This window comes from Pseudomonas sivasensis, from assembly GCF_021391435.1.
Classification (GTDB): Bacteria; Pseudomonadota; Gammaproteobacteria; order Pseudomonadales; family Pseudomonadaceae; genus Aquipseudomonas; species Aquipseudomonas sivasensis.
On sequence record NZ_CP090029.1, the window covers coordinates 5305159 to 5325514 of the forward strand.

At 59.9% G+C, this 20356-nt stretch carries 19 protein-coding genes; 9 read left to right on the top strand and 10 right to left on the bottom strand.

Annotated features, from left to right (window positions below):
- The first annotated feature begins 86 nt into the window (after positions 1-86).
- On the top strand, positions 87-983 hold the full coding sequence (locus tag LRO94_RS24065; protein ID WP_032885582.1) for a LysR substrate-binding domain-containing protein: 897 nt from the start codon (positions 87-89) through the stop codon (positions 981-983).
- On the opposite strand, the gene LRO94_RS24070 is transcribed toward LRO94_RS24065, so the two are convergent.
- Complete coding sequence (locus LRO94_RS24070; protein ID WP_032885581.1) at positions 929-2335, bottom strand: amino acid permease; 1407 nt, start codon at positions 2333-2335, stop codon at positions 929-931. The two genes, LRO94_RS24065 and LRO94_RS24070, sit on opposite strands and share 55 nt — an antisense overlap.
- Before the next feature lie 215 nt (positions 2336-2550).
- A complete protein-coding gene (gene kynU / locus LRO94_RS24075) occupies positions 2551-3801 on the bottom strand; it encodes a kynureninase (protein ID WP_179179876.1) in 1251 nt (416 codons plus the stop codon).
- Positions 3802-3945: 144 nt separating this feature from the next.
- Here kynU and LRO94_RS24080 point away from each other — a divergent pair, with 144 nt between their 5' ends.
- The gene (locus LRO94_RS24080) at positions 3946-4419 is read left to right on the top strand and encodes an Lrp/AsnC family transcriptional regulator (protein WP_032885579.1); all 474 of its coding nucleotides are present in this window, start codon (positions 3946-3948) and stop codon (positions 4417-4419) included.
- 123 nt (positions 4420-4542) lie between these two features.
- Here LRO94_RS24080 and catA read toward each other — a convergent pair whose 3' ends face one another.
- Genes catA through LRO94_RS24095 form a run of 3 tightly spaced genes read right to left on the bottom strand, consistent with a single transcriptional unit; the run spans position 4543 to position 6944 of the window.
- Positions 4543-5472 (bottom strand): catechol 1,2-dioxygenase, encoded by a 930-nt coding sequence (gene catA, locus LRO94_RS24085; protein ID WP_179179875.1) that lies wholly within the window; start codon positions 5470-5472, stop codon positions 4543-4545.
- Positions 5473-5513: 41 nt separating this feature from the next.
- A complete protein-coding gene (gene catC / locus LRO94_RS24090; RefSeq protein ID WP_032885577.1) occupies positions 5514-5804 on the bottom strand; it encodes a muconolactone Delta-isomerase in 291 nt (96 codons plus the stop codon).
- Positions 5805-5816: 12 nt separating this feature from the next.
- Positions 5817-6944: a muconate cycloisomerase family protein gene (locus LRO94_RS24095; RefSeq protein WP_032885576.1), complete on the bottom strand. Its 1128-nt coding sequence runs from the start codon at positions 6942-6944 to the stop codon at positions 5817-5819.
- Positions 6945-7058: 114 nt separating this feature from the next.
- Between LRO94_RS24095 and LRO94_RS24100 the strand changes: the two genes are divergently transcribed.
- The gene (locus LRO94_RS24100) at positions 7059-7934 is read left to right on the top strand and encodes a LysR family transcriptional regulator (protein ID WP_095186358.1); all 876 of its coding nucleotides are present in this window, start codon (positions 7059-7061) and stop codon (positions 7932-7934) included.
- Between the two features lie 133 nt (positions 7935-8067).
- Here LRO94_RS24100 and LRO94_RS24105 read toward each other — a convergent pair whose 3' ends face one another.
- Positions 8068-9060 carry an AraC family transcriptional regulator gene (locus tag LRO94_RS24105; protein ID WP_032885652.1) on the bottom strand — a complete coding sequence of 331 codons (993 nt, stop codon included), beginning with the start codon at positions 9058-9060 and terminating at the stop codon, positions 8068-8070.
- Positions 9061-9375: 315 nt separating this feature from the next.
- Here LRO94_RS24105 and antA point away from each other — a divergent pair, with 315 nt between their 5' ends.
- The 4 genes from antA (at position 9376) to LRO94_RS24125 (ending at position 13948) form a co-directional block, all read left to right on the top strand.
- Positions 9376-10767: an anthranilate 1,2-dioxygenase large subunit gene (antA, locus tag LRO94_RS24110; RefSeq protein ID WP_032885574.1), complete on the top strand. Its 1392-nt coding sequence runs from the start codon at positions 9376-9378 to the stop codon at positions 10765-10767.
- Positions 10767-11258, top strand: coding sequence for an anthranilate 1,2-dioxygenase small subunit (antB, locus tag LRO94_RS24115; RefSeq protein WP_179180113.1), 492 nt, complete (start codon positions 10767-10769; stop codon positions 11256-11258). Before antA ends, antB begins: the two co-directional genes overlap by 1 nt.
- Positions 11259-11464: 206 nt before the next feature.
- Positions 11465-12472, top strand: coding sequence for an anthranilate 1,2-dioxygenase electron transfer component AntC (antC, locus tag LRO94_RS24120; protein WP_032885572.1), 1008 nt, complete (start codon positions 11465-11467; stop codon positions 12470-12472).
- A 72-nt stretch (positions 12473-12544) separates the two neighbouring features.
- On the top strand, positions 12545-13948 hold the full coding sequence (locus LRO94_RS24125) for an amino acid permease (RefSeq protein ID WP_032885571.1): 1404 nt from the start codon (positions 12545-12547) through the stop codon (positions 13946-13948).
- Positions 13949-14091: 143 nt separating this feature from the next.
- On the opposite strand, the gene kynA is transcribed toward LRO94_RS24125, so the two are convergent.
- Positions 14092-14949 (bottom strand): tryptophan 2,3-dioxygenase, encoded by an 858-nt coding sequence (gene kynA / locus LRO94_RS24130; protein WP_179179874.1) that lies wholly within the window; start codon positions 14947-14949, stop codon positions 14092-14094.
- Positions 14946-15596 (bottom strand): arylformamidase, encoded by a 651-nt coding sequence (kynB, locus tag LRO94_RS24135; RefSeq protein WP_032885569.1) that lies wholly within the window; start codon positions 15594-15596, stop codon positions 14946-14948. Before kynB ends, kynA begins: the two co-directional genes overlap by 4 nt.
- Before the next feature lie 385 nt (positions 15597-15981).
- Between kynB and LRO94_RS24140 the strand changes: the two genes are divergently transcribed.
- The gene (locus tag LRO94_RS24140; RefSeq protein WP_032885568.1) at positions 15982-16326 is read left to right on the top strand and encodes a cupin domain-containing protein; all 345 of its coding nucleotides are present in this window, start codon (positions 15982-15984) and stop codon (positions 16324-16326) included.
- Positions 16327-16521: 195 nt separating this feature from the next.
- Here the strand turns inward: LRO94_RS24140 and mmsB are convergent, their stop codons facing one another.
- Positions 16522-17409 carry a 3-hydroxyisobutyrate dehydrogenase gene (mmsB, locus tag LRO94_RS24145; protein ID WP_032885567.1) on the bottom strand — a complete coding sequence of 296 codons (888 nt, stop codon included), beginning with the start codon at positions 17407-17409 and terminating at the stop codon, positions 16522-16524.
- A 14-nt stretch (positions 17410-17423) separates the two neighbouring features.
- The gene (locus LRO94_RS24150) at positions 17424-18941 is read right to left on the bottom strand and encodes a CoA-acylating methylmalonate-semialdehyde dehydrogenase (protein ID WP_179179873.1); all 1518 of its coding nucleotides are present in this window, start codon (positions 18939-18941) and stop codon (positions 17424-17426) included.
- Positions 18942-19074: 133 nt separating this feature from the next.
- Here LRO94_RS24150 and LRO94_RS24155 point away from each other — a divergent pair, with 133 nt between their 5' ends.
- Complete coding sequence (locus LRO94_RS24155; RefSeq protein ID WP_095186354.1) at positions 19075-20022, top strand: LysR family transcriptional regulator; 948 nt, start codon at positions 19075-19077, stop codon at positions 20020-20022.
- Positions 20023-20356 lie beyond the last annotated feature (334 nt).

Below are 20356 nucleotides of genomic sequence, written 5' to 3' on the forward strand. Positions count from 1 at the left end.
TCCCACTTAGACTGTGTTCACCCATCCAAATGTGGGAGGGAGCTTGCCCCCGATGCGGCCAGTAGAGCCATCCGAGAACCCCACCCATGCACGTTGACCTGATCGATCTGCGCCTCTACCTGCATACCCTGGACACCGGCAACATCACCGCCGGCGCCAGCCGCAGCCATTTATCCCTGGCAGCCGCGAGCGCACGCATCCGCGCTATGGAAGCATCGCTGGGCATCGAATTGCTTGAGCGGGGCCGCCGGGGTGTCACGCCGACACCTGCAGGTAAAGCCCTCGCGCGCCACGCTCGCCTGCTGCTGCAACAGGCTGACCATCTGCAACAGGACCTCGCCGAATACGCCAACGGCATCAAAGGCCAAGTGCGCCTGCTGTGCAACACCACTGCGCTCAGCGAATACCTGCCGGAACTGCTCGCGGACTTTCTACGCGAACACCCCAACCTCGATATCGACCTGCAGGAGTTGCCCAGCCTGCGCATCATCCAGGCCCTGCGTCAGGGCACGGCCGACCTGGGGATCATCTCCGATGCAGTAGACACCCACGGTTTGCAGACCCTGCCCTTTCGCGATGACCCGCTGGTGCTGATCATGCCCCTGGATCATCCCCTGGCAGCGAGCCCGGTGAGTTTTATCGACAGCCTGCAACACGATTACGTCGGCCTCGCGGCCCACAGCGCACTGTCGGTGTACCTGGAAGAACAAGCGCTGCACGCAGGGTTCCGCTTACAGACGCGCATCCGCGCCGAGGGCTTTGATGGGGTGATTCGGATGGTCGCAAGAGGTGCTGGCCTGGGCATCGTGCCCCAGGCCGCGTTGGATCGCTGGCCCTTGGCGCGCCACTTCAAGGCCCAGCCTCTGGGAGAAGACTGGGCCCGCCGACAGCTGTTGCTTTGCGCACGTTCGTTCGAGCAACTGCCGGGTTACGCCAAAGCCTTGTTCAACGCCTTGGCCCTGCCCTTGCGGAAGAACCCGTAATACACCGCCGACAGAATCAACAGGAACGGCACGCCAAACACCAACGTCATCTTGAACGCCTCGGTGAAATACGTGGTGATCATCACCGCGCCCATCAGCACCAGACCCAGCAATGTGCTGTAGGGAAACAGTCGCAGTTGGAATGACAACTTCGCCCCGCCGTGACGCTTGCGATAGCGACGGAAAAACAGGTGCGTGAGGAAGATCATGAACCAGGTGAAGATCGCGCCAAACATCGAGATCGCCATCATCAGGGTGAACGAGCTTTCCGGGTACACCACATTCAACAAGGTCGCCAGGGCAATGCCCGAACTGGACAGCAGCAGTGCATTCAGCGGAATGCCGCTTTTGCTCAACGCGCCCATGGACTTGGGTGCGAAGCCCGCGCGGGACAGGCTGAACATCATGCGTGTAGTGATGTAGAGCTGGCTGTTCATCGCTGACAATGCGGCGATCAGGATCACGAAATTCATCACCCCGGTGGCACCGGGAATGCCGATGGTCTGCATCACTGTGACGAACGGGCTTTGAGTCTGCCCGGCCTGATTCCACGGCACGATGGCCAGCATCAGCGCCAGGGTCAGCAGGTAAAACACCACCAGGCGCACGATGGTCGCGCGAAAGGCCTTCTTCACCGCCTGCTCCGGGTCGGCGGCTTCACCGGCAGCCACAGCGATCATCTCGACGCTCAGGTAACTGAAGATCGACACAATCACGGCAATCCACATGCCGCTCAAGCCATGGGGGAAAAAACCGCCGTGTGCGGTGTAATTCTGCACGCCATACTCCGGGTTGCCGGAGCCGAACACCACATACACGGCCAGGATGATGAAGCCGACGATGGCGCTGATCTTGATGGTGGAGAACCAGTATTCAAAGTTGCCAAACGTCTTCACGCTGATCGCATTAAGCAGGATCAGCACACTGGAAAACGACACAATCCACACCCACTCCGGCACGTTGGCGAACCAGTACTTCATGTACATCGCCACCGCCGTGACCTCGGCGCCCACCGCCAGCACAATCGCCGCCCAATAGGCATAACGCACCAGAAACCCAGCCAGCGGGCTGATGTAGAACTCGGCATAGGCGCCGAAGGAACCCGAGGTGGAGTGCGCAACGGTCATCTCCGCCAGGCAGCCCATCAACAGCAAGGTGATCAGTGCACCAATGGCGTAGCTCACCAGCACGCTCGGCCCGGCATAACCGATGGCATAGGCGCTGCCCATGAACAACCCGGTGCCGATGGCGCCACCGATGGCGATCATGCTCATCTGGCCGGAAGTAAGCTGGCGCCGAAGGCCCAGTTCGCGTTGGGTGATCTCGGCAAAGCCGGTGTCTGGCGTAGTCACGTGGGGTGCCCCTTTATTATTGTGGTTGCACTATTTGTCTGTTGCCGCAAATCCCCTGTGGGAGGGGGCTTGCTCCCTATGGAGGTGTATCAGCTTGCCAATCCGGCGACTGACACACTGCCATCGGGAGCAAGCCCCCTCCCACATGAGGTCTTTGGTGTTTATCCATTGTGTATCTGATGCAAGCCCTCTCCCATAATGTTGTCTGCGTTTAATCAGGTGACGCTGTGGCGGACTTTGAATTGCGGCTGGTCCCAGGTGTTCTCGTCGAGAATCTCACCGAGGATTTCCACAGCGTCCCAGACCTCAGTAAAGCTCGTGTACAGCGGCGTAAACCCAAACCGCATAATCCGCGGCTCGCGGTAATCGCCGATCACGCCACGGGCAATCAGAGCCTGAATCACTGCATAACCTTCGGGGTGCTCAAAACTCACATGGCTACCGCGCCGGGCATGCTCACGCGGGGTGATCAACACCAGGCCATGAGCCGCGCAACGGGCTTCAACCAACTCGATAAACAGATCCGTCAACGCCAGGGATTTAGTGCGCAGGCTGGCCATATCAGTCTGCTCAAAAATCGCCAGCCCACACTCCACCATCGCCAGCGAGGTGATCGGTTGGGTGCCGCACAAGTAGCGGGCAATACCGGCGCTCGGCGCATAGTTGGCTTCCATGGCGAACTGCCGGGTATGCCCGAACCAGCCCGAAAGCGGCTGGCGTACGAGGTCGACCAACGCCGGATTGACCCACACAAACGCCTGGGAGCCAGGGCCGCCGTTGAGGTATTTATAAGTGCAGCCAATCGCGTAATCGGCCCCGGCGTTATGCAGATCGATGGGCACCGCGCCCGCCGAGTGCGCCAAATCCCAGATACTCAGCGCGCCACATTCATGGCTCAAGGCCGTAAGCGCCTGCATGTCGTACATGTAGCCGGTCTTGTAGTTGACGTGGGTGAGCAGCACCACCGCCACGTCGGCGTCGATGGCCTGGGGCAGTTCGTCCGGGCTGTTCACCAGGCGCAGGGAGTAACCCTGTTGCAGCAATTCAGCCAAGCCTTCGGCGATGTACAGGTCGGTGGGAAAGTTGCTTGCTTCGCTGACGATTACCTTGCGCTCTGCTGCGCGTTGGCGCTGCACCGTCAGTGCAGCGCTGAGCACTTTGAACAGGTTAATGGAGGTGGTATCGGTGATCACCACTTCGCCGTCCCGCGCACCGATCAGCGGCGCAAGGCGATTGCCCAGGCGCTGGGACAAGTCTGCCCAACCGGCGCTGTTCCAACTGCGGATCAAGCCATTGCCCCACTCCTCGGCAATCACCTGTTGCGCCCGCGCCAGCGATGCCACCGGACGTGCGCCAAGGGAGTTACCGTCGAGGTAGATCACACCCTCCGGCAAGGAAAATTGATTGCGCAACGGCGCCAGCGGGTCCTGGGCGTCGAGGGCTTGGCAATGGCTTCGGGAGGTCATGGAGAGTCCTGGTTTTTATAGGTGGGAATGAACCAAATAATGAACGAAGCTTTAGAGAATTTTCGTGCAAAGTGGTGGGTAACAGGCTAATTAAGCAGTAGGAAATTCGAATTTAACCCCTAAACACGCGGATTTATTCAAACCATGATTCTTGACGCCACCGACCTGCGCCTCCTGCATTTCCTGCAACAGGATGGCCGTATCAGCAACCAGGAACTGGCGGAAAAAGTCGCACTGTCGCCCTCCGCCTGCCTGCGCCGTTTGCGTCTGCTGGAGAGCGAAGGAATCATCAGCGGCTACCGCGCAGTGCTGAATGCCGAACAATTGGGGATCGAGCTGGAAGCCATCGTCCACCTGTCGTTGCGCCAGGATGTGGAGGATTGGCATGAGACATTTATCAAGAAGGTGCAAGGCTGGCCGGAAGTGGCCAGCGCCTATGTGATCACCGGCGCCAGCAACTATGTGCTGCGGGTGCAGGCGCGCAACCTCAAGCACTTTTCGGACTTTATCGTGAACCACCTGAACCGCACGGCGGGGGTGATGGATATACGCTCGGAAATCGTGCTGCAGAAGATCAAGGATAAGGATGAGGTGCTTGATCTCGTCGTACGCAAATAGTCAGCCACGCCTAAGTTCAAATGTGGGAGGGGGATTGCCCCCGATGGCGGTGTGTCAGTCACTTAAATGTTGACTGATCCGCCGCTATCGGGAGCAAGCCCCCTCCCATATTTTTGACCGCATTTAGTCTTCGAGGGCGCGGACTCGCTGCATGCGTTTCTGTTCTACCGGCGCATCAGCCGTCTGCAACTCAAAATCAAAATCAATCTGTGCAAACCGCCCTTCTACCCCAAACTCCCGCGCCAGTTGCTGATCGTCGCTGAAGCGAATCTCGGCAATTAATTCATCCCGCGTCGCGTAGGCAAAGTCATCGTGCAGGTACGGGTCATCCGACAAGTTGATCTGTGTCGTCAGGTGCCGATGCCCCGGCGCCGAGATGAAGAAGTGGATATGTGCCGGCCGCTGCCCGTGGCGCCCCAATTGATCGAGCAGTTGCTGGGTCGGTCCAGTCGGCGGGCAGCCGTAGCCCGACGGCACGATGCTGCGAAAACGGTAGTTACCCTGGGCGTCGGTCTCGATGCGTCGGCGCAGGTTAAATTCCGACTGGGTGTTATCGAACCAGGAATAAGTGCCGCCCGTGTTGGCCTGCCACACATCCACAATCGCCCCAGCCAACGGTTTACCGTTGGTGTCGCGCACTTGTCCGCGCATGAACAGCGGCACTGCGGCATCCGTCCCATCATCCAACCGCGCTTCGTACTGGGACAGCGGCGCACCGGCCACGTACAGCGGGCCTTCGATGGTACGTGGCGTGCCGCCGGATTTGCCGGCTTCTTCATCGGCGGCGTCCATCAACATGTCCAGGTAGTGCTCCAGGCCCAACCCGGCGGCAAGCAGTCCGGCTTCCTGGTTCTTGCCCAGTTCGTTGAGGTAGTTGACCGCCTTCCAGAACTCTTCCGGCGTCACGTCCAGGTCTTCGATGATGTTCACGGTGTCGCGCAAAATCCGGTAGATCAGCGCTTTGATGCGCGGGTTACCGCCGTCATTAAGGTTGCCGCTGGCTTCTTCGAGAAACTGTTGGGCGTGGGCAGTCTGGGACAGTCGGATGGACATGGTGCGATCCTCATCTTGTAATTGTTAGGTGTAGAACAGGCTTAACGGTCGTCCTCATGGATCGACGAAGGGTGCCGGCACAGGGCGTTCACTTCGATGGCCATGTAGGGATAAAGCGGCAGTTGCATCAGCAGGTCGTGCAGCTCTTGCACGCTGTCGACATCGAACACGCTGTAGTTGGCGTAAAGCCCGGCGATGCGCCACAGGTGGCGCCATTTGCCTTGCTCTTGTAAACGTCGAGCCAGGGCTTTTTCGTCGGCCTTGAGGCGGGCGGCGCGCTCAGGGTTCATGTCGACGGGCAGATTCACGGTCATTTTTACGTGGAACAACATGGCAAGCGCCTCTTAGTGTTTGTCACGACGGAAGAACGCCAGACGCTCTTCATCGATGGCCAGGCCCAGGCCCGGCGCAGTGGAGACATGCAACTGAAAATCGCGGTACACCGGCGGTTCGGTGAGGATGTCTTCGGTGAGCAGCAGCGGACCGAACAGTTCGGTGTCCCACGCCAGCTTGTTCAAGGTCAGGAACGCATGGGCCGAGGCCAGGGTGCCGATGCCGCCTTCGAGCATGGTGCCACCGTACAGGCCGATACCCGCCGCTTCAGCAATCGCGGCCGTGCGCAACACCGCACGCGGGCCGCCGTTCTTGGCGATCTTCAGGGCGAACACTGACGCCGCACCTTCACGGGCGAGGTTGAAGGCATCCTCGACACATTCGATGGATTCATCCGCCATGATCGGCGCCGGGCTCGACAGGTTCAGCCGGGCCATCCCGCCACGGTTATTGCGCGAGATCGGTTGTTCGATCAGGTCGATGCCGTTGTCGCCAAGCACCTTGCACGCGCGCAGGGCGACGGCTTCATCCCAGGCCTGATTGACGTCGACACGCACACTGGCGCGCTCGCCCAAGGCCTTTTTGATCGCGATCACATGAGCGAGGTCGCGACCGACTTCACCGGCGCCGATCTTGAGTTTGAAGATGCGGTGGCGGCGCAGGTCGAGCATCTTTTCGGCTTCGGCGATGTCTTGTTCGGTGTTGCCGCTGGCCAAGGTCCAGGCCACCGGCAACGCGTCACGGACACGGCCGCCGAGCAGCTCGCTCACCGGCAGGTTCAAGCGTTTGCCCAATGCATCGAGCAACGCGCTTTCAATGCCGGACTTGGCAAAGGTATTGCCGCGAATACTGCGCTCCAGGCGCAACATGGCGGCGTTGATGTTGCTGGCGTCCTGGCCGATCAGCAGCGGCGCGAAGTGGCGGTCGATATTGATTTTGATGCTGTCGGGACTCTCGTTGCCGTAGCTCAGACCGCCGATGGTGGTGGACTCACCGATGCCTTCAATGCCGTCGGCGCAACGCACGCGGATGATCACCAGGGTCTGGTTCTGCATCGTGTGCATTGCCAGCTTGTGCGGGCGAATGGTGGGGAGGTCGACGATAATGGTCTCGATCGACTCAATGGCGCAAATCGGCATGGCAATACCCGCTGGGTTCTTTATAGGTCTGCGCTGATTCTGTTCCCGCTCTTTGCGTGGAGCCAATATAGAATTAGTCTCGAACAATACTCTCAAGGTATGAAAGGAGCCGTCATGGAACTGCGTCATCTGCGCTACTTCCAAGTGCTGGGCGAAACCCTCAACTTCACCCGGGCCGCCGAACGCCTGCACATCGCCCAACCACCGTTGAGCCGGCAGATCCAGCAACTGGAGGATGAGCTGGGGGTGATTCTGCTGGAACGCGGCCGCCCACTGCGACTGACCGAAGCCGGGCGGTTTTTCTATGAACACGCCAATGTGCTGCTCGAACAGTTGAACAAGGTCTGCGACAGCACCCGGCGCATCGGCCAGGGCGAAAAGACCTGGCTGGGCATCGGCTTTGCGCCGTCGACTTTGTATGGCGTACTGCCCGAGCTGATCCGGCGGCTGCGCAGCCATGACGCGCTGGAGCTGGAATTGGGTTTGTCCGAGATGACCACTTTGCAGCAGGTCGAAGCGCTCAAGGCCGGGCGCATTGATGTCGGCTTCGGGCGTATCCGCATCGACGACCCAGCCATTGACCAGCGTGTACTGGTGGAGGATCGACTGGTGGCGGTACTGCCTGCCGGCCACCCGCTGCTGGCGGCGCCGGCCACCCTCGCCCAATTGGCCGCCGAGCCGTTTGTGCTGTACCCCGGCAACCCACGCCCCAGTTATGCCGACCATGTGATCGCGCTGTTCGATACCCACGGTTTAAGCCTCAAGGTGGCGCAGTGGACTAACGAGCTGCAGACCGCGATTGGCCTGGTTGGCGCTGGCATGGGCGTGACGCTGGTGCCTGCGTCGGTGCAGGTGCTGCATCGGGCGGATATCGGTTACACGCCGATTGTGGAAACCACCGCGACCTCGCCGATTATTCTCAGCCGAAGGGTGAATGATCAGTCGCCGGGGCTTAGTCATTGCCTGCAGTTGGTTGAAGAACTGATCTGAAACGCTCCAAACACTGCGATCTCCCTGTGGGAGGGGGCTTGCCCCCGATTGCGCTGGGCCAGTTGATGAATGGGCTGACTGATCCACCGTTATCGGGGGCAAGCCCCCTCCCACATTTTGCTCTTCATCAGGCTCAAGTACTGCGCAGGCGATTGCGCTGCAGCGTCTGGCTGGGCGACTCATCAAACAGCTTGCGATACTCCGCCGAAAACCGTCCCAAGTGAGTAAAGCCCCAGCCCAAGGCAATCTCGGAGATGGTACGAATTGAACCGTGCTCAAGGATTTCCTGGCGCACCGCGCCCAGTCGGTACTTCTTCAGGTAGGCCATCGGCGACAGGGCAAAGTACTTTCGGAAAGCGTCGAACAGCTTGAAGCGCGACACGCCTGCTGCGGCTTCCAGGTCTTCCAGGTGCAGCGCTTCGCGGGCGTTGTCGTGAATGTATTGGCGCGCGCGGATCAAGTAATGCGGCAGTTTCACGCCCAGTACGTCGCGCAGTTCTTCGGAGTAATTATTGGGCTGGGCCAGGATCAACCCCTTGATCAGCGAGCTTTCCAGATCCCGGGTAAACGCGGCCTGTTCATACAACTCGCTGCTGCGCTCCAGTTCGGCAATAAAGTAACGCGCCATGCGCCACCACGAGGCCGGGGCGCCATCCACCGCATCCATCACCGACTCAAAGCGCAGCGGTGCGTCGATGGGCCGTTGCAACAAACCTTCCAGTGACTCACTCATCGCTGCCCGCGTAATCACCACTTGCAGCTTGCGACAGTCCCCGGAAATCGCCAGCACCTGGTGCTCGTTGGGCGAGATGATCACGCCTTGGTCGCGGTTGGAACTCAGGCGCTCACCGTTCTTGCTCAACTCCTGCTCACCCACCAACGGCAGGCTGAGGCTGTAGCTGCTGAAGTGCTCGGCATCCTCGATATCGATGGTCACGTCGGTGCCGTATTCGATCACGCCCAAGGTGGTCGCGCGGGACTTGAACACATTGGCGCTGTGGTGAAAACGCAGGCGCTCCGGGGTCGTCGTCGCCAGGCGGTGCGGCCCGCAGATGCCGGACATCCAGCTGCGGGCGCCTTCGAGGTCGAAGCGTTGGATATGGATATCGCGTGTCTGGCTGCTCATCAGGGTGCACCCACGGCGGTTAGGCGTTTGCGCGCTCTGACTGCGCGTCGTTATCGTTGTTGGACAGCAAGTTCTGCGCCACGCCGGTGGTAGCGCCACTGGGTGGATAGCAAGGGCCGACTATGTGGATAAGTCACCGGTTTTCATGCCCCTCGCGCCCTATGACAGTAGCGCATGACGTTACCTCGCCGCACCGTATTGGGTACTCCGCGCCCAACTTTGCGGCCCATCTTCCCCCATTAAGCGGATAGCCCACGCCCTGCCCCGCTGCCTCTAATAAACCACCGATTAGCCCCTATCAAAAAGGTGCCTCCCATGAGTGGTGCAAGAAGCGTCGAGCAGTGGAAAAGTTTTATCGAAAGCTGCCTGGATTTTCGTCCGGCAGACGAAGTGTTCCGCATCGCCCGGGACATGTTCACCGAGCCGCAACTGTTCGACCTGGAGATGGAACTGATCTTCGAAAAGAACTGGATCTACGCCTGCCACGAAAGCGAACTGGCCCATAACCATGACTTCGTGACCATGCGCGCCGGGCGCCAGCCGATGATTATCACCCGCGATGGCGAAGGCCAGCTCAATGCGCTGATCAACGCCTGCCAGCATCGCGGCACCACCCTCACCCGCGTCGGCAAGGGCAACCAGTCCACCTTTACCTGCCCGTTTCACGCCTGGTGTTACAAGAGCGATGGCCGGTTGGTGAAGGTCAAGGCGCCGGGGGAATACCCGGAAGGTTTCGACAAAGCCACCCGAGGCCTTAAAAAAGCGCGAATCGAAAGCTACAAAGGTTTTGTGTTTATCAGTCTGGACGTGAACGGCACGGACAGCCTGGAAGACTTCCTCGGCGATGCCAAAGTGTTCTTCGACATGATGGTCGCGCAATCCGCCACCGGTGAGCTGGAAGTGCTGCCGGGTAAATCCGCCTACACCTACGACGGCAACTGGAAGCTGCAGAACGAAAACGGTCTGGACGGTTATCACGTGAGCACCGTGCACTACAACTACGTGGCCACGGTGCAGCATCGCCAACAGGTGAATACCGAGAACGGCACCGGTTCCGGCACCACACTGGACTACAGCAAACTCGGTGCAGGCGACGCGAATACCGATGACGGTTGGTTCGCCTTCAACAACGGCCACAGCCTGTTGTTCAGCGACATGCCCAACCCGACCGTGCGTTCCGGCTACGCCACCATCATGCCGCGCCTGGTGGAAGAACACGGCCAGCAAAAAGCCGAATGGATGATGCACCGCCTGCGCAATCTGAACATCTATCCGAGCCTGTTCTTCCTCGATCAGATCAGCTCGCAACTGCGCATCATCCGCCCGGTGGCGTGGAACAAGACCGAGATCATCAGCCAATGCCTGGGGGTGAAAAACGAGTCCGACGCTGACCGCGAAAACCGCATTCGCCAATTCGAGGATTTCTTCAACGTATCGGGCATGGGCACGCCGGACGACCTGGTGGAATTTCGTGAAGCCCAGCGTGGTTTCCAAGGCCGCCTGGAGCGCTGGAGCGATATCTCCCGTGGCAGCCATCGCTGGGAGACCGGCCCGACACCGAACAGTGAAGCCATCGGCATCCAACCGGCCATGACCGGCACTGAATTCACCCACGAAGGGCTGTACGTCAACCAGCACCGCAACTGGCAGCAGTTCCTGCTCAACGGCCTTGATCGACAAGCGCTGACACTGCGGGAGGTGCAATGATGAATGCCCAACTGCAATACAGGATCGAGCAGTTTTTCTACCGAAAATCCGAACTCTGCGACGCCCAAGACTGGGACGCCTATGTGCAGCTGTTCGACCCGCAGAGCGAGTTCCATCTGCCGCAATGGGACTCGGAGCATGTGTACACCCGCGATCCCAAACGCGAGATGTCGTTGATCTACTACGCCAACCGCTCAGGCTTGGAAGACCGAATCTTTCGCCTGCGCACCGGCAAGGCAGCCTCGGCCGCGCCAATGCCGCGCACCTTGCACCTGATCAATAACGTGCGCATCGCAGAACAGGCGGATGGGTCGCTGGAAGTGAAGCTGAACTGGCACACGCTGTTCTATCGGCTGGCGACTTCGGAGCAGTTTTACGGACAGGCCACTTACCGCCTCAAACCTGAGGGAGACAGTTGGCTGATCACTCGCAAGCATGCGCTGCTGCTCAACGACACCATCAACTCGGTGCTGGATTTCTATCACCTCTAAAGCACCCTTGTTGTGGTGGTGAGCGGGCTTTTTGTGGTGAGCGGGCTTGCCCCGCACTGGGGCGCGCAACGGCCCCTGGTGCAAGCACTGCGGTTTGGCGGGAAAAATGCGGCGACTTTCATGGGGCTGCTTCTCAGCCCAGTGCGGGGCAAGCCCGCTCACCACAACAGGCCGTACGTACGTCATAAATATGTAGAGAACAACACATGAATCACAAAGTGGCCTTCAGTTTTGCCGACGGCAAGACCCTGTTTTTCCCAGTGGGCGCCCATGAAATCCTATTGGATGCGGCCCTGCGCAATGGCATCAAGATCCCCCTGGATTGCCGCGAAGGTGTATGCGGCACCTGCCAGGGTCGTTGCGAATCGGGCGACTACACCCAGGACTACGTGGACGACGAAGCCCTCTCAAGCCTCGACCTGCAACAACGCAAGATGCTCAGTTGCCAGACGCGGGTGAAGTCCGACGCCACCTTCTACTTCGACTTTGATTCGAGCTTGTGCAATGCACCGAACCCGGTGCAGGTGCGCGGAACGGTCAGCGAGGTGCAATTGGTGTCGGCCAGTACGGCGATCCTCAACGTGCAGTTGGACGCGCCACTGGATTTTCTACCCGGCCAATATGCACGCCTCTCGGTGCCAGGCACGGACAGTTGGCGTTCCTACTCTTTCGCCAACCTGGCGGGCAATCAGGTGCAGTTTCTGATCCGCTTGCTGCCCGATGGAGTGATGAGCAACTACCTGCGTGAGCGCTGCCAAGTCGGCGATGAACTGCTGATGGAGGCACCCCTGGGTGCGTTCTACCTTCGGCACGTCACCCAACCGCTGGTGCTGGTCGCCGGCGGCACCGGGTTGTCGGCGCTGCTGGGCATGCTCGATCAACTGGCCGCCACTGGCTGCGACCAGCCGGTGCATCTCTACTATGGCGTGCGCGGTGCCGAGGACTTATGCGAAGCAACACGCATCGCGGCCTACGCGGCGAAACTGCCGGGTTTTCGCTACACCGAAGTCCTCAGCGACCCCGCAGATGACTGGCCCGGAAAGCGCGGCTACCTCACCCAACATTTCGACTTGGCCGAATTGCGGGACGGATCGGCGGATATGTATGTCTGCGGGCCCCCTCCAATGGTCGAATCCATCCAACAATGGCTGGCGGATCAGGCACTTGATGGCGTTCAGCTGTATTACGAAAAGTTTACGCAGAGTAATATCTGACTCCTCAGCACTTCTGAGGGGCTGGTGCGGCGTGCAATCAACCCCAAGAAAAACAAGTAGAAGGGAACGTTAATGGCGGATGACATGGTTAACCCGGTGGGCCTCAAGCGTGGCCTGAAGAACCGGCATATTCAGCTGATCGCCTTGGGAGGGGCGATTGGCACGGGGTTGTTCCTCGGCTCGGCCGGGGTGCTCAAGTCGGCGGGCCCGTCGATGATCCTGGGCTACGCGATTGCGGGCTTCATTGCGTTCCTGATCATGCGCCAGCTCGGTGAGATGATCGTCGAAGAGCCGGTGGCCGGCTCGTTCAGCCACTTCGCCCACAAATACTGGGGCGGCTACGCGGGCTTCCTGGCCGGTTGGAACTACTGGGTGCTGTACGTACTGGTGGGCATGGCCGAACTGACGGCCGTGGGCAAGTACATCCAGTTCTGGTGGCCGGAGATCCCGACCTGGGTCAGCGCGCTGGTGTTCTTTGTTGCGGTGAACCTGATCAACACCCTGAACGTGAAGTTCTTCGGTGAAACCGAGTTCTGGTTCGCAATCATCAAGGTGGTGGCGATTGTCGGCATGATCGTGCTCGGCTGCTACCTGCTGTTCAGCGGCACCGGCGGCCCGCAAGCGTCCATCAGTAACCTGTGGAGCCACGGCGGGTTCTTCCCGAATGGCGGCATGGGGCTGTTGATGTCGATGGCGTTCATCATGTTCTCGTTCGGTGGCCTGGAGCTGGTGGGTATTACCGCCGCCGAAGCCACCGAACCGCGCAAAGTGATTCCCAAAGCGATCAACCAGGTGGTCTACCGGATCCTGATCTTCTACGTCGGTGCCCTGACCGTGCTGCTGTCGCTGTACCCATGGGACCAACTGCTGCAAACCCTCGGCGCGTCGGGCGACCCCTACAGCGGCAGCCCGTTTGTGCAGATCTTCTCGCTGATCGGTAACGACACCGCCGCGCACATCCTCAACTTCGTGGTGCTGACCGCGGCGCTGTCGGTGTACAACAGCGGCGTGTACTGCAACAGCCGCATGCTGTTCGGCCTGGCCGAGCAAGGCGATGCGCCAAAAGCGCTGATGAAGCTCAACAAGCAAGGCGTACCACTGCGGGCCCTGGCGATCTCGGCGTTGGTGACGATGCTGTGCGTGGTGGTCAACTACGTGGCGCCGCAGAGTGCGCTGGAATTGCTGTTTGCGCTGGTGGTTGCGTCGCTGATGATCAACTGGGCGCTGATCAGCATCACCCACATCAAGTTCCGCAAAGCCATGGGCGAGCAAGGCGTGACGCCATCGTTCAAGACCTTCTGGTTCCCGTTCAGCAACTACCTGTGCCTGGCGTTCATGCTGATGATCATCAGCGTGATGCTGGCGATCCCGGGTATTCGCGAGTCGGTGTATGCGATGCCGATTTGGGTGGGGATTATCTATGTGGCTTACCGGTTGCGAGTGAGTAAGGCGAAAGCGGTCGCCGCTGTGCAGTAATACCCATGTGGGAGGGGGCTTGCCCCCGATAGCAGCGTGTCAGTCACTTATGTGTCCACTGACCCACCGCCATCGGGGGCAAGCCCCCTCCCACATTTGATTGCATTGCAAATGAAAAGCCCCGGTAATCCGGGGCTTTTTGTTTACAGCGTGGAGCGCACTCGCCACAACTCGGGGAACAGCACGGTGTCGAGCATCTTGCGCAGATACCCCACGCCTTCGGTGCCGCCAGTACCGGGTTGGAAACCGATGATGCGCTCAACGGTGGTCACATGCCGAAAGCGCCACTGGCGGAACGAATCCTCCAGATCGATAAACTTTTCAGCCAACTGATACAAATCCCAATAACGGCTCGGATCGCGATACACCTCGCGCCACGCGGCCTCCACCGACTCATCGTGAACGGTCGCCGCCGTCGGGTCGCACTCGGCGCGTTGTGGATCAATCGCAAGGCCCGCCTTGGTCATCAAGTTGATCGCTTCGTCATACAGCGACGGCGTGGCAATCGCCACTTTCAACTCGTTCAACAACTCCGGCCGATGGGCGTGAGGCCGCAACAGCGCCGCGCTTTTATTGCCGAGGATAAATTCGATCTCGCGGTACTGGAACGACTGGAACCCGGACGATTGCCCCAGGAACGGACGAATCGCTTTGTATTCAGAAGGCGTCATGGTCGCCAGCACGGCCCAGGCGTGCACCAGTTGGTCAAAGATCCGCGACACCCGCGCCAGCATCTTGAACGCTGGCGGCAACTCGCCCAGTCGCACATGCTCACGGGCGGCCTTGAGTTCGTGGAGCATCAGTTTCATCCACAGCTCAGAGGTCTGGTGCTGGATGATGAAGAGCATTTCGTTGTGGTCCGGCGACAGCGGGTGCTGGGCGCTGAGGACTTTGCCCAGGTCCAGGTAGTCGCCGTAGCTCATGGACTCGGAAAAATTCAGCTCGGCGTTATGCCATTCTTCCGGCGGTTGGTAATCAGCAGAGAAGGGACATTGGCTCATCGCGTGGGCTCCTTGAGCGGACGGAGAATGGCGCGGACCGGGCTGGCGTCCAGGTTGGCAAAGCGCAGCGGCAGCGCGATCAGTTCGTAGTCGCCTTCCGCTACCTCGTCGAGCACGATGCCTTCGAGAATCGCCATCCCATGCCGGGCCACGGCGTTGTGGGAATCCATGGTCTTGGACTGTTGCGGATCCAGCGAGGGCGTGTCGATACCGATCAGGCGCACGCCCAGGCTGGCGAGCAGCTCAATGGTTTGCGGCGCGATGGCGGTGAAATTCGAATCCCATTCGGTCATCGGCGCGTGTGGATAAGTACGCAGCAGCACACGCTCCGGCAAGTTATCCACACGGCCTTCTAATTGATGCGGTTGCACCAGCGCGCCGCTGCCAAGGCAATGCAGCACCCGACACGGGCCCATGTACACATCCAACGACACTTCACCGATGGGTGCACCGTCCGCGCTGTAGTGCAGCGGCGCATCCACGTGGGCGCCGGTGTGCGGCGACAAGGTAATGCGCCCTACATTCACCGGGCACTCCGGGCCGAACTGCCACACGCGCTCTTCCTGGAACGGCGTATCACCCGGCCAGGTCGGGGTCGCCGTACTCAAGGGCGGGCTGATATCCCACCACGTTTTTATTGGGTTCATTTAAAGGCTCTCGGCGGTTACTGGGGTGAATGATACGAGGGCCAGGGCTGAATTTTCTTGCGAATTCCTGCGCCAAGCGGGAAATCTTTCGCACTTACTGCGAGGAAATTACTTATTTACGCTCAGAAGTGTCGCCTGGCCACGGTGGAGCTGCCACCAAGGATTAATGTGGGAGGGGGCTTGCCCTCGATGGCGGTGGGTCAGTTGACACAGGTGCAGGCTGACCCGGCGCCATCGGGGGCAAGCCCCCTCCCACATTGACTTCGCATGACCTGAGGAGTCGCATTCACCTGCGCTTCTGGGCATCCCGATGTCGAGTTCAGACCACTGGCGCAACGCACAAGGCCTTAGGGTGCATCTTCCCATTACCTGCCTCGGAGCCATCATGTCCACGCCCATTACCGTACTGCGCGACACCCATCCCCTGCCGGTCCTGGATGCCTGCAAATGGGAAAAACTCGAAGGCGATCCGCACACCGTCAACCTCAACGCCTACACCAGCGAAGACGGCAGCAAGATCATGGGCACCTGGATCTGCACCCCGGGCAAGTGGTACGTGGATTATGTGAAGTGGGAGTACTGCCACTTCCAGGAAGGCTACTGCATCATCACCCCTGAAGGGATGGAGCCGATTCACCTGCGGGCTGGGGATATCTTTGTGGTAGAGCCGGGGATGAAGGGGACATGGGAAGTGGTCGAGACGGTGCGCAAGTATTTTGTATTCGCCTGAGGTTTTTGTGGTGCACCGGTTTACTGAGCTGAGCCACTTATTGTGGTGAGCGGGCTTGCCCCGCGCTGGGCTGCGAAGCGGCCCTGACAACAAACGCCGCATTCTTTCTGAAAGAATGCGGCGTTTTCATTGGGCCCGCTTCGCAGCCCGGCGCGGGGCAAGCCCGCTCACTACAATTGCCGTCCCACTGGTGGGTTATTTGGGCTTGCGATAGCTGTTGATAATCGCCGAGAAGTCCTGCCCCCCTTCCCCACGCTGACTCATCGATTGATACAACTGCTGAGCCACTGCACCCAAAATCACGGGTTGTTTCGCCTGGCGAGCCGCTTCGGTAGCCAGGCCCAAATCCTTGAGCATCAGGTCGGCACCAAACCCGCCTGTGTAACCTCGGGATGACGGCGCCGTTTCGATCACGCCCGGCCATGGGTTGTAGGTGTCCGAACTCCAGCAGCGCCCGGTGGAGCTGTTGATGATCCCGGCCAGCACTTGGGTGTCGATGCCCAGTGCATCACCCAATGCCATAGCCTCGCTGACGCCAACCATGCTGATGCCCAGCAGCAGGTTGTTGCAGATCTTGGCGATTTGCCCCGTGCCCACGTCACCGCAATGCACGATGTTGCGGCCCATCTGCGCCAGCACCGGTTGCAGGGTGGCGAACAGTTCCGGGGTGGCGCCGACCATAAAGGTCAGCGTGCCCGCTTGGGCGCCGCCCGTGCCGCCGGAGACCGGTGCATCGGCCATCACCACGCCTTGCTTGGCGGCAGCAGCGGCGACATCGCGCGCGGTTTGCGGGTCGATGGTGCTGCAATCCACTGCGGGCACGCCGTTGCCGATCCCGGCCAATACACCGTCTTCATTCAGCCAGACACTGCGCACATGGGCGGCGGCCGGCAGCATGGTAATCACCAGCTCGGCGCCTTGGGCAGCGTCACGCGGCGAGTCGCTGATGCTGCCACCCAGTTCGGCGAGTTCCTTGAGTACCGTCTGGTTCAGGTCGAACAGGTTCAGCGCGTGGCCAGCCTTGATCAGGTTACGGGCCATTGGCGCGCCCATATTGCCCAAGCCGATAAATGCAATCTTCATGGTCGTCTCCCGAATCAGCGCAGGTTGATGGTGGTGTTGACGCCATCGTTGACCGTGTCGTCATCGAACCAGCGGCTGGTGACGGTTTTGGTCTGGGTGTAGAACTGCACCACTTGCTTGCCGTACGGGCCGAGGTCGCCGAGCTTGGAGCCACGGGAACCGGTGAAGCTGAAGAACGGCACCGGCACCGGAATCGGGATGTTGATGCCGACCTGGCCTACATCGATTTCACTCTGGAACTTACGCGCTGCCGCACCGCTTTGGGTGAACAGCCCGGTGCCGTTGCCAAACGGGTTGGCGTTGACCAACGCGATGGCTTCATCGAGGGTGTCGACTTCCAACACCACCAGCACCGGGCCGAAAATTTCCTGGGTGTAGATCTGCATGTCGGTAGTCACGCCCGAGAACAGGGTCGGACCGACGAAGTTGCCTTGCTCGAAGCCCGGCACCTGAATGTCGCGGCCATCCAGCTCCAGCTTGGCGCCTTCTTTCACGCCGCTTTCAATCAACTCCAGGATACGGGCCTTGGCGCGCTTGGAAATCACCGGGCCGACATCCGTGCCCGCTTCACTACCGGCGTTGACCTTGAGTTTTTGCGCCAGCGCCTTGAGATCCGGCAACCACTGCTTGGACGCCCCCACCAGCACCACCACCGAGGTGGCCATGCACCGCTGGCCCGCCGCGCCGAAACCGGCACCGACCAGAGCATTGAGGGTGTGTTCGCGGTTGGCATCCGGCAGCACCACGGCGTGGTTCTTGGCGCCCATCATCGATTGCACGCGCTTGCCGTGCTTGCCCGCCAGGTCGTAGACGTGGGTACCGACGGCCGTCGAACCGACGAAGGACACGGCCTTGATGTCTTTATGGGTGCACAGCGCATCCACCACAGCCTTTCCGCCGTGCACCACGTTCAGCACGCCAGGCGGCACACCGGCTTCCAGCGCCAGCTCCACCAGCAGTAGGGTCGACAGCGGGTCTTGTTCGGACGGTTTGAGGACGAAGGTATTACCGCAGGCGATGGCCATCGGGAACATCCACAGCGGAATCATTGCCGGGAAGTTGAACGGGGTAATGCCGGCACACACGCCGATGGGCTGACGCAGGGTGTAGGTGTCGACACCCCCGGCGACGTTCTCGGCGAACTCGCCCATTTGCAGGGTGCCGATGGAACAGGCGTGCTCCACCACTTCCAGGCCACGGAAAATGTCGCCCTCGGCATCGGCAATGGTCTTACCCTGCTCGGCGCTGAGGACTACGGCGATGCGTTTGGAATGCTCGCGGATCAAGGCTTGTAGCTTGAGCATGATGCGCATGCGCGCGCCGATCGGCGTCAGCTTCCAGGTCTGGAAGGCGCGATGGGCTGCGTCGATGGCGGCGTTGACTTCATCGGCCGTGGCGAACGGGACTTTGGCCAGCACTTGCTGGGTAGCCGGGTTGACGATGTCTTGCCACTCGGTGGTCTTGGACTTGACCCACTCGCCGTTGATCAGCAACTTGACCTGTTGCACGGAAATATCGGCAGATGCGTTCATGTGGTCTCCAAATCTTATATTTATGCTAGAGAACCAAGGCGTTGAATCGCCTTGAAGAATGAGGCGTTCGGACTGTTTTTGGAGTATAGATGTGCAAATCTCTAATAAGAACGCACATAAAAGCCGGTCCAATATGCAAAAAAACATCACATCACTGGGCTCCCTGAACTGGGACGACCTGAAGTTTTTCCTCGAAGTGGCCCGCACGCGCAAGGCCAGCGTCGCCGCCAAACGCCTGGCGGTGGACTACACCACCGTGTCGCGGCGCATCAGTTCACTGGAAGTGTCCCTCGGCACGTTGCTGTTCGAAAAATCCCGGACCAACGGCTTCGTCCTGACACCCGAAGGTCAGCGTCTGCTGGGTTACGCCGAGTCCATCGAAAGCACCCTGCACATGGCCTGCGAGCAAGTCTCGGGCTCCGGCGTTGCACTGTCCGGCCATGTGCGCATGGGCTGCACCGAAGGCTTTGGCAGCTTTTTCGTGACCCCGCAGCTGAGCCACTTTGTCGACACGTATCCCGCGATCTCGGTAGACATCCTGCCCCTGCCCCACTTCATCAGCCTGTCCAAACGCGAAGCCGACATCGTCATCGCCCTGGAACGCCCGGAACACGGACCCTACGTGTGCTGCAAACTGTGCGACTACAAGCTGCAGCTGTATGCGACCCAGGAATACCTCGACCAACATCCGCCCATCCGCAAACCCGCGGATTTGGCCGAGCATCCGTTTATCAGCTACGTGGACGACCTGGCGTTCAGCTCCGAGCTGCTTTACCTGGCCAACGTAGTGCCCGGCGCCAGCGCCAGCCTGCGCAGCACCAGCGTGATTGCGCAGTACGTGGCCGCGCAGCAGGGCCGGTCGATGGCGATCTTGCCGTGCTTTCTGGCAGCGCAAGATCCACGGTTGTTGCCCGTGCTGGGGGAGCAGATTGCGATTACGCGGCAGTTCTGGATGTATTGCCGGGAAGATTTGAGGAAGCTGAAGCGGATTACGTTGTTGTGGGATTACATCAGGGAAGTGACGGAGCAGAACCAGGGGTTGTTGATGGGGGAGACGCGGGAGATCACGTTCGCGGATTAAAGGGCCAGCGCCGACGATTTTTTAAGAAGCGGTTTGCTTACTTTTGCGCTTTTCAAAAGTGAGCCGCCGTAAGGGCGGAACCCTGAGTCGCCGTTACCGCAGCAACGGGTATGTACTCGGCCAGCATCCTGGGTCGGCTATCAGGCGGCCATCAAGACATGGGTATCTACTCATCTATCACCCAGGGAGTTTCCTGTTAGAACTCAGCGGCTGGTTTTGGGGCCGCTTCACAGCCCAGCGCGGGACAAGCCCGCTCACCACAGAGTTAGGTGCCAGCCTTTGGGAGTTAGGTAGAGGCCTATGCCCCTATAGCAGTGGATCAGTCAAAAATGCA